This is a genomic window from Xenorhabdus koppenhoeferi, assembly GCF_900116635.1.
Taxonomy (GTDB): domain Bacteria; phylum Pseudomonadota; class Gammaproteobacteria; order Enterobacterales; family Enterobacteriaceae; genus Xenorhabdus; species Xenorhabdus koppenhoeferi.
Map to the genome: position 1 here is coordinate 1 of NZ_FPBJ01000025.1, position 14905 is coordinate 14905.

Sequence of the window (14905 nt, forward strand, 5' to 3'; positions counted from 1 at the left end):
GCACTATGATGCCGGAAATCTGAGAGACTCCACACCTCTCCCTTCATCAGTCCTGCTCCGGAGCAAATAGTTGGGATGCGTTCATCTCATTCCCCAAGAGACGGACTTCAAATTCAATGCGGCTCAGAATACCACAAGCAATGTCTCACCGTTAACTCTTGTTGTTTTGTTTATACTGGTTGCCGTATTGCGACAATATTTCAGTATTATTTATAACCCTGAACTTCCAGATATTCAGTCAATAAAGACACAACTTGAAATTTACAGGAAGTACATATGTTCAGCTAAGGAAGCAAAGAGCAAATCTCATTCAATATTTTTTGCCCTTCTTTCTCCGGCAAATAAGCATATACAGGTAAATACCACCAATTGGGCTGGGCAAATTGGAAACATTTAACTGCATCTTTTTCTGTCATCAGCAAGTTCTGATTATTCCCTGCCAAAGCCAATAATTGTGATTTTTCATAAGATTGGTGATCAGCAAAAGCATGGGTTTTCTGTAAGTCGGCTCCCAATTGCTGTAATGTCGCAAAAAAACGCGGTGGATGACCAATCCCCGCCATTGCAATACCATTTGGAATATCGCAGACTTTTCGCGTTTCACCTGTCAGTAAATTAACCGCTAATTCTCCTTTCAGAGCCATAGGTAATTCACCTGTTTGCGGTATCCCGCCATTGACAATAATAGCATTGACTGTATTTAAGCGCCCAGCCAGTTCACGCATTGGGCCTGCGGGTAACCAACAGCCATTGCCAAAACGACGGATCCCATCAATCACTACAATTTCATAATCACGCTGTAAGGCATAATGTTGAAGACCATCATCCGTAATCACGATATCAACCGGGGCATGTGCCAGCAATGCCTTAACCGCCTCCGTTCGTTTCGGTGCAACTGCAACAGGAACCCCGGTGCGCCGACGAATTAAGACCGGCTCATCTCCCGCTTGTATTGTTGTTACTTCGTCTGTAACTAGTAACGGGTAGCGTTCAGATTTCCCGCCATAACCACGCGAAACAACACCTACTCGATAACCTTTAAGCTGCAATTGTTCAACCAACCAGATAACAACAGGTGTTTTGCCATTTCCCCCTGCCGTCAAGTTACCGACCACAACAACCGGTACTGAGGCTTTCCAAGAGCGGCTCAATCCCAATTTATAACTTAAGCGAAACAAACCGCTTATCAGCCCATAAAAAGCTGATAATGGCAAGAGGGCAATGTAAAGCCATGAGCAACCTGACCATATGCGTTTAATCATTGGCCAAACTGCATCCGATATAATTGTGCATATGCACCTTCATGTTCCAACAAAACAGCATGGTTACCTCTTTCGATAATATTGCCATCTTCAATGACAATAATTTCATCAGCATTTTCGATGGTAGAAAGGCGATGAGCAATAACCAATGATGTTCTGTTTTTCTGCAATTCATCCAATGCTGCTTGGATAGCACGCTCAGATTCTGTATCCAATGCCGAAGTTGCTTCATCCAAGATCAAAATTGGCGAATCACGTAATAAAGCACGGGCAATGGCGATACGCTGACGTTGTCCGCCGGAAAGCAAGACGCCATTTTCACCAATCATCGTATCGAGACCGTTATCAAGTTTTTTGATAAAGTCCATTGCGTAAGCCATCTCCGCTGCGCGTTCAATCTCTTCACGACTGAACTGCCCTTCGCTGGCATAGGCAATATTGTTGGCAACCGTATCATTGAACAAATGCACATTCTGCGATACCAAGGCTATTTGATTACGTAGTGAAGCCAACGTATATTCTCGTAAATCATGACCATCCAGTATAATTCCACCTTCATTCACGTCATAAAAACGGGTAAGAAGGTTCGCAATAGTCGATTTGCCTGAACCAGAGCGCCCAACTAAGGCAACAGTTTTCCCTGCCGAAATTGTCATCGAAATCTTTTTTAATGCAGGATGGTCTTTAGTTGGATAGCAGAAAGTAGTATTACGGAATTCAATATTGCCTTTTGCCTTTTTAATTTCCAATTTCCCGTCGTCTTTCTCTTGTTCCATATCCAAAATGGAAAACAAAGTCTGACAAGCAGCCATACCACGCTGGAATTGCGCATTAACGTTAGTCAATGATTTCAATGGGCGCATCAGAGCAATCATGGATGAAAATACAACGGTGATTTTCCCTGCGGTCAAAGCGCCCATAATTTCAGGGAAACTGGCTGCATATAGAATAAATGCCAGAGCAAAGGAGGCAATAATCTGAATAATCGGATCTGAAATAGAATCAGCAGAAACCATTTTCATGCCCTGTTGACGCATGTGGTTACTGACTTTATTAAAACGTTCAGTTTCAACTTGTTGACCACCAAAAATTAAAACTTCTTTATGCCCTTTCAGCATCTGTTCTGCGCTGGTAGTCACCAGTCCCATACTGTTTTGCATATTTTTACTGATGTTGCGAAAGCGCACGGAAACAAGGCGAATAACCCCTGCAACGAGCGGCGCAATGACAATCAAAATAAGGGAAAGCTCCCAGCTGTAATAGAACATCAGTATAAACAGGCCAATAATTGATGCCCCTTCCCTAACAACTGTCACTAATGCACCAGAGGAAGAAGAAGCAACCTGTTCGGAATCATATGTAATGCGAGAAAGTAAAGTTCCCGTTGATTGCTGGTCAAAAAAGGATACTGGCATCCCCATCATATGGTTGAACAGACGACGGCGCATCTGCATGACTACTTTGCCTGATACCCAAGAAATACAATAACTTGATACAAAACCAGATATGCCACGTAACAACATCAATCCGATCACAGCCAGTGGCATCCACTTTAATACACTAATGTCTGCCTTGCCAAAACCCTCATCCAGCAAAGGTTTCAACAAGGAAAGCATTAATGTATCACCGGCAGCATTGATAATTAACGCAACCGCCGCGACTAACAGACCGACCTTAAAGGGTTTGATGTTCGGCCATAATCGGCGAAAGGTCTGCCAGGTAGAAAGATCTTTATCATTCATTATTGAATTACCAAACCAAAAGAAATAGCGGCTCATTTTACTCATGATCACCGCGAATACCAAACCACTGATGATACCACCGTGACACTATTTGTTGTCGATAACCTTCCAATTTAATCTGATCACGATAAAAATACCCCGTTATCTGACCGGAAACTGCGGTGCTACTCCATTGAACTCCGGAATTTTTATAACGTTGTTTCACTTTTATTGAAGGTAATTTCCATGGGCTATAGCGAGCAACCGAAGTCAAAGCATATTGAGGCATAGCGTTACGTATAAACACGGCTGTAGAAGAGGTATTACTCCCATGGTGAGGAACTTGTAATACTGTTGTACTCAGTGAGTTCTTTTCAAGTTCCAACAAGCGATATTCCCCTTGTTTCTCCAAATCCCCCGTCAGTAATAGACTCTGCTTACCATCATCAATGCGAAGCACGCAAGATTGGTTATTACCGACAGTGGCTGCCTTTTGTGGCGGCCAGAGGACTTTGAAATTCAATCCCTGCCATATCCATTGTTCACCACGAACACAAGGCAAATGGTTTTGATTCATAAAAGGGCTTCGAATTTGGATATCAGCATATCTTCCATTCAGATAATCCAGACCTCCCGTATGATCCAAATGATCATGACTCAGAATTATCTGTTCTGGTGTTAACCGATGCCATCGTAAATAAGGTACAATGACTTTTTCAGCCATACTACCCGTTTCCCAACGATTTCCTGTATCGAAAATGATCGCCTTTCCTCCTTTGTCAATCACTATAGCCAACCCATGTCCAACATCCAACATTGAAAAACGCCATTGATATTTACTGGTAGGTTTCGAGTAACAGGCAATAATGCCGATTGAGGCACCCAGTAGCCACCTATAAGACTTCCACCAACCCAAACGCCAAATCACGACAAAACTCCACCCTGCAAGCGTCATAACCACAGGATAATGACCAGTTTCAAACCATGGGCGCGCTAGAATAGGTAAAGGAACCAAAGCAAGCGAAATACTGTAATCAACAAGTAACCATAAAACTGGCTGGATAATCGGGATTAAAATACAAGACAAACCTAACATAACTAATGGTACTGATAAAAAAGAAATTATCGGAACAGCCCATAGATTCGCGACTAATGAGGCAATATTAATTCCCTGAAATAACAAAAGCTGCAACGGCAACAACATTAACATCATTCCTAGTTGCATGTGCAATCCACGCAATAAGACCCATTTCCATCCATGACGGATTTTCTCTGGCAAGGGCATCCAGTGAAACCAAAATAACAGCGCCATAACCGCCGTAAATGAAAGCCAAAAACTGTCAGAAAGTATCGCCAAGGGGTCGAAAAGTAAAATGAGGGCAGCACTCCATAAAGCCCATTGCCATGAAAAACAAAATCTACTTTTACACCGCAGATAAATCCATAATGTTAACCCCAATATTGCCCGAACCGAGGGAATCCCCCAACCAGATAACCATCCATATAATATCGCAGTCAACCATCCCATTATTATTGGAAAACGAAACCCAACCCATCTTGCTGGAAAGAAAAATTGTGCCGCTCTCGCAAGAATCCAGCCAAATAAGCTCGCCATTGCAATATGCAGCCCTGAAATCGCCATTAAATGTGCGATACCGGTCTGCTGTAACAGTAAGCGAGTTGATTTATCCAACCACGCCCTTTCACCGAAAGAGAGTGCTAATGCAATGCCCGCATATTTTAGCGACTGAATTTCAGGAGCCAATTTATCAATGAAATCTTGCCGGAAACTACAACTCCCATCGAGTAATTTTGCCTTAATAATTTTGCCATTCAATGGCTGGCGTATGGATAACGCATATCGCTGGCTATCATAGCTACCATGATTTAATTGAGCATGCACTGGCCTTAGTTTCATTGTCACTTGCCATTTCTGACCTGCACACAGTTCTTTTTGAGAATTCCATGACACCGACGCATATAAAGAGGGGAAAATATATCTACCATTACTTTCAATTAATCGAATACGGTAATATATCTTCTGTCTATTCTCCTCTGTTTTAGTGCCTAACGATACACTATCAACCATGACGGTTGCTGTACGGGGAGTTTCACTGAAATACGTTATTTGCTCCAATATCTGGTTACCATGCCAGTTTCCGAAAATAAATGCCCATAATCCTATTGATATTATTCGGACAAATTTATAAGGAAAAAATAACAAGAAAAATGCAAGAAAAATCAGATATTGAATAACGTTTTGTTGAGGAAGCTCTACAAGGAATAATAAAGGAGAGATTCCCGAAACAACGACTAACGCCACCAAATTTAAACTGATAACAGGGGGTGATTTTCGCCAGATAGAGAAGAAATAAATAAAATGGTAAGAGATTATAGACTGCATCCATTCATGCCTCTGTGCTAATATTCCATTCACGCAGAGGAGATTATTTCATAATAGGAACAAGCTGCCAGTCAGATAAATGCCATTATGGAATCGCTTCGCAAATCAACTATAACGAAAAAGAAACGATTCATAGAATTACAGTTATCATCACAAAAAACGGCACCCTAAGGTGCCGTTAGTTTAATTAAGTAATAACTTATCTTTAGCTATCGCTATAGATATTCACGCGGTCACGCAACTCTTTACCTGGTTTAAAATGAGGAACGTACTTACCGTCCAATTCCACTTTATCACCTGTTTTTGGGTTACGACCCACACGCGGAGCGCGGTAGTGAAGAGAAAAACTGCCGAATCCGCGAACTTCAATACGTTCACCTGCGGCTAATGTTTCTGCCATATGATCAAGCATTTCTTTCACTGAATCTTCAACGGCTTTAGCCGGCATGTGAGATTGTTGCTCTGCAAGTCTTTCAATTAATTCAGACTTGGTCATAGTACCTCCCTAAACTACCGTATTCGGGTAATATTGCCGTTTCAGATAATATTACCCGCCGTTATTGACTTAGATTATTCGCCTTTAGCTGCTTTGAAAGCTTCAGCCATTACGTTGTTAGCGAAGTTTGAATCTTCTTGCTTGTTCACGGAAGCGATAGCGTCTTTTTCATCAGCTTCGTCTTTCGCACGAACAGACAGGTTGATTACGCGGTTTTTGCGATCAACGCCAACATATTTAGCTTCAACTTCATCGCCAACGTTCAGAACTCGAGTTGCATCTTCAACGCGGTCACGAGAAGCTTCCGATACACGCAGGTAACCTTCAACGCCGTCAGCTAATTCAACTGTAGCACCTTTTGCGTCAACAGCAGTCACTTTACCATTAACAATTGCACCTTTTTTGTTTACAGACAGGTAATTGTTGAATGGATCTTCTGCCAGTTGCTTGATACCCAGAGAGATACGCTCACGTTCTGCATCTACTTGCAGAACTACAGCAGCGATTTCGTCGCCTTTCTTATATTCACGAACTGCTTCTTCCCCTGCAACGTTCCAGGAGATGTCAGACAGGTGAACCAGACCATCAATGCCGCCGTCCAGACCAATGAAGATACCGAAGTCAGTGATAGACTTGATTTTACCTTCAACACGGTCGTTTTTGTTATGAGTCTCAGCAAATTGCTGCCAAGGGTTGGATTTACACTGCTTCAGGCCCAAGGAGATACGACGACGTTCTTCGTCGATATCCAGAACCATAACTTCCACAACGTCACCAACATTAACAACTTTGGATGGGTGGATGTTTTTGTTGGTCCAGTCCATTTCTGAAACGTGTACCAGACCTTCAACGCCTTCTTCGATTTCAACGAAGCAGCCGTAGTCAGTCAGGTTGGTTACGCGACCAGTCAGTTTAGTACTTTCTGGATAACGCTTAGCAATAGCTACCCACGGATCTTCACCTAGTTGTTTCAGACCCAGAGATACACGGGTACGCTCACGATCGAATTTCAGTACCTTAACTGTGATTTCATCGCCCACATTGACGATTTCGCTTGGGTGTTTAACACGTTTCCAAGCCATATCAGTAATGTGCAGCAGGCCATCAACGCCGCCCAGATCAACAAATGCACCGTAGTCAGTCAGGTTCTTAACGATACCTTTAACTTCCATGCCTTCTTGCAGATTTTCCAGCAGCTGATCACGCTCAGCACTGTTTTCTGATTCGATAACAGCACGACGAGAAACAACTACGTTGTTGCGTTTCTGATCCAGCTTGATGACTTTGAACTCAAGCTCTTTGCCTTCAAGGTGAGCAGTGTCACGAACAGGACGAACGTCAACCAGTGAACCTGGCAGGAACGCACGGATACCGTTCAATTCTACAGTAAAGCCGCCTTTTACTTTGCCATTGATAACACCAGTGACAGTTTCAGCTTCTTCGTATGCTTTTTCCAGCATCAACCATGCTTCGTGACGTTTTGCTTTCTCACGGGACAGGATAGTTTCACCGAAACCATCTTCTACCGCATCCAAGGCTACGTCAACTTCATCACCGACCTGGATTTCCAGCTCGCCTTGAGCATTTTTGAATTGTTCTACAGGAATTGCAGATTCTGATTTCAGACCTGCGTCAACCAGTACAACGTCTTTATCGATAGCAACTACAACACCACGTACGATTGCACCTGGACGAGTTTCGATAACCTGTAGGGATTCTTCAAAGAGTTGAGCAAAAGATTCTGTCATGTTAATGATCTTCAAGGTTTTTAATTAACGTCCATTGAGCATCCAGCCAAATGGGGTTGTTTTACATACCCCGCAACTTTATCCCTGTTACAAGGTGTTTTGGTGTGCCAGCATATTTCACTACCCACACACCAGAATTCTATATACATCTTCTTTATATGCTACTGCAATAGCGCATTTGCGAAAATTAACAATTATGCTGGTATTTCCAACGCGTTTTTCGCATGATTCAGTGCCTTATCAATCATGTCTTCGATAGACATGCTAGTCGAATCTAAGATTAATGCATCTTGTGCAGGCACTAATGGCGCAGCTACCCGATTTCGATCACGGAAGTCACGTTCTTGTATTTCGGACAAAAGACGTTCGAAGTTAACACTAAAACCTTTTTCCTGCAACTGTAGCATGCGTCTACGAGCACGTTCTTCCGCGCTCGCATCAAGAAAAATTTTTACTGGGGCATCAGGAAACACGACTGTTCCCATGTCACGACCATCCGCAATCAGACCTGGTGCAATGCGGAAAGCCCGCTGCCGGCGCAGGAGCGCTTCACGGACACGTGGAAATGTTGCTGCCTGTGAAGCCGTATTTCCGACAGTTTCAGTCCGTATTTCATTACTGACGTTTTCACCTTCCAAAATCACCCGGAGTTCACCATTTGCAGGCACAAAACGAACATCCAGATTTGCAGCCAGAGGAACCAAAGCATCTTCAGACTGGATATCCACCTGATGGTGGATGGCAGCCAGTGCCAACACACGATAAATGGCACCTGAATCAAGTAATTGCCAATTTAACGCTTCAGCTAATGCCTGACATAGTGTTCCTTTGCCAGCACCACTTGGCCCATCAACGGTTATTACTGGGGCTATTGCCGCCATCATTATCCTCCTTCTCGCATAACATTCGCATAACCAACAGGTCATCTACCGAATGCAGGTAGTTGCTTAATTAATAAGCAATGAAAATCTGTCTTATTATACGCACTCAGCAAATGAGCGAAACAGGCGCGACATAATTATCCCAAATTTTCGTGGTGGGATATTTTTTCATCATGAATAATCCTGTAAAAACCCATTTATTTCTGGTTATTGTGTATATTGGCTGAGTTTTTCAAGCTGATTGAAATAATCTGGAAATGTTTTTGTCGTACAGCCTGGGTCAAGAATTGTGACAGGAATATTTGACAGCGCCACCAACGAGAAACACATCGCTACTCGATGGTCGTTATAAGTTTCAATTTCAGCATGGTTGAGCTTTTCTGGCGGTATGACACGAATATAATCGTGGCCTTCTTCCACTTCTGCCCCTACTTTACGCAATTCAGTTGCCATCGCGTTGAGCCGATCCGTTTCCTTCACCCGCCAATTATAAATATTGCGGATAACAGTTTCACCTTGTGCAAACAACGCAGTTGTTGCAATGGTCATTGCCGCATCAGGAATAGCATTCATGTCCATATCTATACCTGTCAATGTACCGCGTTCACATTCGACGAAATCGTCACCCCAGCGGATCGTTGCTCCCATCTGTTCCAATACATTGGCAAACTTAGTATCCCCTTGCAGACTATTCTTGCCAATGCCTGTGACACGGACTGTTCCGCCTTTAATCGCTGCTGCTGCCAGAAAATAAGATGCCGATGAAGCGTCGCCTTCTACCAAATACTGCCCAGGCGATAAGTATTGCTGCTGTCCTTTAATGTAAAAAATCTGATATTGGTGATTTTCTACCGTTACACCGAAACTTTTCATCAGTGCCAGCGTCATATCAATATATGGTTTAGAAACCAGATCTCCTTGGATATGAATTTCCGTATTGTTCACTGCCAGTGGTGCCATCATCAGCAAAGCTGTCAAAAATTGGCTGGAAACACTGCCATCAACTGCCACTCTTCCTCCAGAAAAACCGCTCTGAATACGCAATGGCGGATAATTTTCCTGCTCGAGATAGTCAATTTTCGCGCCACCTTGACGTAATGCATCCACTAAGTGACCAATTGGGCGCTCTTTCATCCGTGGTTCCCCTGTCAACACCACGTTGTTATCTCCCAAACACAACGCTGCCGCCAATGGTCGCATTGCCGTACCTGCATTACCCAGAAACAATTCCAGTCCACTTTTCCCTGTGATATACCCTCCCATACCATCTACTTCACAAGCAGTGCGATCGGCAGAGAGACGATAAGAAATATCCAATGCAGTCAAGGCATTGAGCATGTAACGAATATCATCACTGTCCAATAAATTGGTCAGCCGAGTTGTTCCTTTGGCAAAAGCAGCGAGTAACAAGGCACGATTGGAAACACTTTTAGAGCCGGGTAAATTAATTGTTCCATTAATAAGAGAAATAGGTTGTAACGTCAGGAATTGCATAATTAGAGAGGAGTCTCCGGTTTTTAATACGTTCTACCCTTCATCTTTCCGGCCATGGCTCAGAAATTTACCGGGTAATATTATCTTTAATTTGAATTTTTAGATTAAATCAAAAACTTTATCATCCATTGTGACGTTCAAAATCAGCCATAAATTCAACCAATGTTTTTACACCTTCATATGGCATAGCATTATAAATGGAAGCCCGGGCACCACCTGCAACTTTATGCCCTTTCAAAGCATGCAGCCCATTGGAATAGGCCTCCTCCAAAAACTTGCTATCCAGCTCAGGGTTGGATAATTGGAATGGGATATTCATTATAGAGCGATTCTGAGGAGTAATGCGGTTGATATACAAATGACTTCTATCAATGGCACGGTAGAGAAATTCTGCTTTCGCAAGATTGCGTTTGCTGATTTCTTGTAATCCGCCTTGCTCTTTCAGCCATTTAAATACCATACCAGAGAGATACCATGCAAATGTCGGTGGCGTGTTATACATAGAATCCGCTTTAGCCTGCACAGTGTAATCCAGAATAGATGGAGTATGTTTGTGGGCCTGGCCCAGCAGATCTTCGCGAATAATAACAACTGTAATTCCCGCAGGCCCAATATTTTTTTGGGCTCCAGCATAAATAACGCCGTAACGGCTCACATCAATTGGCGAGGAAAGAATCGTTGAAGAGTAATCGGCAATCACAATTTTATTATCGCCAAAATTAGGTTCTTCAAAAATAGCTGTACCTTCAATGGTTTCATTAGGACAATAATGGACATAAGCAGCATCACTGCTCAAGACCCATTCACTCATCGGTTTTACACTGTTAATGCCATCCGACTCAGTCCTGATATCTATAACGTTTGGAGTGCAATATTTTTCTGCTTCTTTCGCTGCACACTCAGACCAATAACCACTAACAATATAATCTGCTGTCGGTTTGTTACCCAGCAAGTTCAGAGGTAACGCCGAAAATTGCCCACGAGCTCCACCGTGACAAAACAACACCTTGTAATTCCCAGGTATCGCTAACAAATCTCGTAGATCTTTTTCTGCTTCAGATGCCACTGCAATAAACTCTTTGCTACGGTGGCTAATTTCCATCACCGATGTTCCCAGATTATGCCAATTGCAAAGCTCTTGTTCTGCGCGACGCAATACCTCTGCTGGCAACATTGCTGGACCAGCGCTGAAATTATATACTTGATTCATTAATTTCACCCTATCAATGGATACAATAAAACCGGATACATTGGTTTTATCACTCCCGCCCTGCCGCTGCAATGGTTATTAAAAGATTGTTATCAACTATCACTTGCTTGCTGTTAAGTAGCATTACTTATATATCCGTCGTCTTTCAAGTTGCAGCTTTGTTGGCTGCGCTCACTCACCCCAGTCACATAGTTAGCTATGCTCTTGGGGTTCATTCCCTTGCCGTCGTACTGCATCTTGAAATCCATTGGGTATAGTTAAATATTAAAAAACCAATAAAAAATAACCATTTCAGATTAATAAAACCTCACTTATTATACATGATACAAAATCTACACATCACATTAAATTAGGAATATAAGTTATATAAAATTATTTATTAATCATTAACATAATAAAAGAAAAACCTCAGTCACTCATAATATCAATAAAGATAATTTTAACTAGCTTAACAAAGGAATAATAATGACTCAACCAATGATAAACACCACTTCTAATAATTTCGATGATGAATCAATATATTCTATTGACTACGATTTAATTGATATTTTAAAAAAAAAGCTTCAGAATACCCTGAACACTATGCAATAATTACCGAAGAAAGTGTTATCAGTTACCGAGATTTAATCCATCAATCACAATCATTAGCATTTCATTTATACAATATTGGTGTAAAGCATGAAACTCCGGTCGCCATTTTACTAGAACCCGGAATTGAACAAATTATTAGTCAGATTGCCATCTTAATGGTAGGTGGAAGTTGTGTTCCTCTTGATCCTGCCATGCCTGATAGCAGATTATGTTTTATGTTACAAGATTTAAAAATAAATTTAACATTAACAACCCATCAATATCAAGAGCGCGTTTTACCAACAGGATTTGTTATTATCCATGAAAACATACTGAAAAACCCAAAAACGGAAGATCTCCCTAATATTCATAGAGGTAAAAGTCATCGCAGCCATGTTTTATTTACTTCTGGAACAACCGGAACCCCTAAAGCAGTTGAAATTGAAGCCCGTGGTATTCTTCGGATCGTTGTTAATCCAACTTATATCAATTTAACTGCCACTGATAAAATGGCCTCTATTTGCAATCCTACATTTGATGTCTATCTATTTGAGATCTGGGGAGCATTATTAAATGGAGCTTCAATAGTTGTTATCCCAAGGAAAATAATTATTGACCCTTATCAATTTGAAGCCATATTGGAAAAATTTTCCATAAATATCCTAATCATAACCACCTCTCTATTTCACTTAACCGCCCATACATGCCCTCAGGCATTTCGTCATTTACGTTATCTTCTCATAGGCGGTGAAGCCCTAAATCCACATGCTTTACGCCAAGTTTTATATTCTGCCCCTCCTAAGCACTTAATAAACTGTTATGGTCCCACTGAAAGTACCATTATGTCCCTAATACATGAAATCACACTGGATGAATTAACAGAAGAAAGTGTGCCTATAGGAAAGCCAATTGCTAATACTGATATCTATATTTTAGATGAAAATCAACAAACTGTTGCACCAAATCAAATAGGAGAGATGTATCTTGGCGGTGAGGGTTTAGCCCGCGGTTATTGGAATCGCCCAGAAATTAATGCGCAACGTTTCATTATGGTTGACGTCGGAAAAAATAATCAATTAAAAAGAATATACAAAACCGGTGATTTAGGGTTACAACGTTCTGATGGCATTTATATATACTCAGGACGAGTAGATAATCAGATAAAAATACGCGGCCATCGTATAGAAATTGAAGAAGTTGAAATTCAACTCATTAGAAGCAAATTGTTGCAATCTGCTGCCGTATGTATAATAAAAAAAGAGAATATAGAACCCTATTTGATTGCTTTTATTGTTCCCAAAGAACCAGAGACTTTTTCTAAACAAACCCTTATTAAATGGATTAATGACTATTTACCTGAATATATGCGACCCCGGTTAAACATTGTCGAAAATATCCCTCTGACTCTAAATGGAAAAATGGATAAATCACGTTTGTTAACCGAATATTTTCAAAAGAGAGAACAAAGGTTGTTATCTCAATCAAATGCTGAAATGAGTGAAGAAGAATTGATTCTTTTGAATATTTGTAGAGAAATCTTAGATGATGAAGAGATTACGTTAGATAACAATTTCTTCGAATCAGGCGGCAATTCATTACAAGCAGCCAGACTCATTATTGAAATAGAGAATAAGATGCAGCAACGTTTACCAATTCAACTCTTATATGACTCACCTACTCCAAGAGAATTAGTCGCCAGTCTACGACAAAAAAAGAGTTCATCAGATGACATATGTACTATTATGCTCAAAGATAGCGAGCTTCCTCCAGATATTCAGCCGTTATCACAATCACCCGAATCTTGGATGAATTCAAACTCAGGAAGAGTATTATTAACCGGGGCAACTGGATTTTTAGGTGCATTTTTTCTGCGCGACCTATTATTACAAACAGAAATTAATAAAGTCATTTGTCTAGTACGTTCACATGATGATAAATCGGCCTTACTAAGGGTTAAGGAAAATCTGAATAAATATGGTTTATGGAAAGAGGAATTTTTATTACGATTGCAAGTTATAGCCAGTGATCTTGGAAAACCTCAATTAGCTCTTAATCCTCAAATTTATGATCAACTCTCTACAGAGTGCGATGTCATTTTTCATTTGGCTGCACATGTAAGTTATACTCAACCTTACTCAACGCATTATTCTAGCAATATATTGGGAACACTGAATATATTACGCTTTGCTGTCAGCAAAAAAACAAAACCTTTACACTATGTCTCTACTATTGCTGTTTTTGGTCCCGACGGGTTTTTCTCTTCTGTATCTAGGATATATGAAGATGATGACATAACATCTTACTTGAACAACCTAAAATATGATTCAGGATATTCACAAAGCCAGTGGGTTGTTGAGAAAATAATATGGCAGGCTAAAAACAGAGGGGTACCTCTTGCGGTATATCGTCCTGGTTTTATCATGGGAGACAGCCTGACCGGTGCAAATAATCATAATGATTTTGTCTCCAGATTAATCAAAGGTTGTATAATAATAGGAGCCTATCCACTATTAGATAGTCAACGAAAAGAGTTTGTTCCGATTGATTATGTCAGCCAAGCTTTACTTAATATATCTAGAAATAATTGCAACTTAGGAAAATCCTATCACTTAATTTCTCCTGATAGTAAACAGTCTGTCGATTTAAATACCTTTTTTTCATTACTCAACCAGTGTGGTTACCACCTTAAAGGTATGCGTTATTCTGAGTGGCTAAAAGAATTAGAAACAAATAAAAAACTAACAGATAACCCTTTAATGCCATTATTACCGATGTTATCTGAAAAAATCTATGGGGAACTCACGCGGTGGGAAGTGTATGAAAATATGCCGACATATGATGCAAGAAATACAGAATCAGCACTACAAGAGACACCCGTTACATATACACCAATGGATAGTGACTTACTGAAACGTTATCTTGCATATTGGAAGCACATAGGTTTTTTGTCATAACATAGAATTTAGTACAGAAAGACGTTTAAAAACGTCTTTCTGTATATACACTTCGTCTTTCAAACTGCCTCTTTGTTGGCTGCGCTCGCTCACCCCGGTCACATAGTTATTTATGCTCCCGGGAATTTGCTTTCTTGCCGGCGCGATACAACTTGAAATCCATTA

General features: G+C 41.0%; 9 protein-coding genes. 1 reads left to right on the top strand and 8 read right to left on the bottom strand.

Annotated elements, in window-relative coordinates; translation table 11 throughout:
- Window positions 1–284 precede the first annotated feature (284 nt).
- The 8 genes from lpxK to serC all read right to left on the bottom strand — a co-directional run bounded on the left by lpxK (window position 285) and on the right by serC (window position 11216).
- Window positions 285–1262: a tetraacyldisaccharide 4'-kinase gene (gene lpxK, locus BM329_RS09375; protein WP_092552138.1), complete on the bottom strand. Its 978-nt coding sequence runs from the start codon at window positions 1260–1262 to the stop codon at window positions 285–287.
- Complete coding sequence (gene msbA / locus BM329_RS09380; protein ID WP_092552225.1) at window positions 1259–3007, bottom strand: lipid A ABC transporter ATP-binding protein/permease MsbA; 1749 nt, start codon at window positions 3005–3007, stop codon at window positions 1259–1261. Before msbA ends, lpxK begins: the two co-directional genes overlap by 4 nt.
- A 34-nt stretch (window positions 3008–3041) precedes the next feature.
- Window positions 3042–5387: a ComEC family protein gene (locus BM329_RS09385; protein WP_092552141.1), complete on the bottom strand. Its 2346-nt coding sequence runs from the start codon at window positions 5385–5387 to the stop codon at window positions 3042–3044.
- Window positions 5388–5592: 205 nt separating this feature from the next.
- Window positions 5593–5883, bottom strand: coding sequence for an integration host factor subunit beta (gene ihfB / locus BM329_RS09390; RefSeq protein WP_092552144.1), 291 nt, complete (start codon window positions 5881–5883; stop codon window positions 5593–5595).
- A gap of 74 nt (window positions 5884–5957) precedes the next feature.
- A complete protein-coding gene (gene rpsA, locus BM329_RS09395) occupies window positions 5958–7631 on the bottom strand; it encodes a 30S ribosomal protein S1 (protein ID WP_092552147.1) in 1674 nt (557 codons plus the stop codon).
- A 194-nt stretch (window positions 7632–7825) separates the two neighbouring features.
- Window positions 7826–8512, bottom strand: a complete 687-nt coding sequence (cmk, locus tag BM329_RS09400; protein WP_092552150.1) for a (d)CMP kinase — start codon at window positions 8510–8512, stop codon at window positions 7826–7828.
- 207 nt (window positions 8513–8719) lie between these two features.
- Window positions 8720–10006: a 3-phosphoshikimate 1-carboxyvinyltransferase gene (gene aroA / locus BM329_RS09405; RefSeq protein ID WP_177216242.1), complete on the bottom strand. Its 1287-nt coding sequence runs from the start codon at window positions 10004–10006 to the stop codon at window positions 8720–8722.
- A gap of 121 nt (window positions 10007–10127) precedes the next feature.
- Entirely contained in the window at window positions 10128–11216 is a 1089-nt protein-coding gene (gene serC, locus BM329_RS09410) for a 3-phosphoserine/phosphohydroxythreonine transaminase (protein WP_092552156.1), read from the bottom strand.
- A gap of 590 nt (window positions 11217–11806) precedes the next feature.
- Here serC and BM329_RS09415 point away from each other — a divergent pair.
- The gene (locus BM329_RS09415) at window positions 11807–14740 is read left to right on the top strand and encodes a non-ribosomal peptide synthetase (RefSeq protein ID WP_245759050.1); all 2934 of its coding nucleotides are present in this window, start codon (window positions 11807–11809) and stop codon (window positions 14738–14740) included.
- The last annotated feature ends 165 nt before the right edge of the window (window positions 14741–14905 follow it).

Coding starts and splice junctions, on each gene's coding strand:
- lpxK (WP_092552138.1), bottom strand. CDS start 1,262: ATGATTAAACGCATATGGTCAGGTTGCTCATGGCTTTACATTGCCCTC.
- BM329_RS09385 (WP_092552141.1), bottom strand. CDS start 5,387: ATGCAGTCTATAATCTCTTACCATTTTATTTATTTCTTCTCTATCTGG.
- ihfB (WP_092552144.1), bottom strand. CDS start 5,883: ATGACCAAGTCTGAATTAATTGAAAGACTTGCAGAGCAACAATCTCAC.
- rpsA (WP_092552147.1), bottom strand. CDS start 7,631: ATGACAGAATCTTTTGCTCAACTCTTTGAAGAATCCCTACAGGTTATC.
- cmk (WP_092552150.1), bottom strand. CDS start 8,512: ATGGCGGCAATAGCCCCAGTAATAACCGTTGATGGGCCAAGTGGTGCT.
- aroA (WP_177216242.1), bottom strand. CDS start 10,006: ATGCAATTCCTGACGTTACAACCTATTTCTCTTATTAATGGAACAATT.
- serC (WP_092552156.1), bottom strand. CDS start 11,216: ATGAATCAAGTATATAATTTCAGCGCTGGTCCAGCAATGTTGCCAGCA.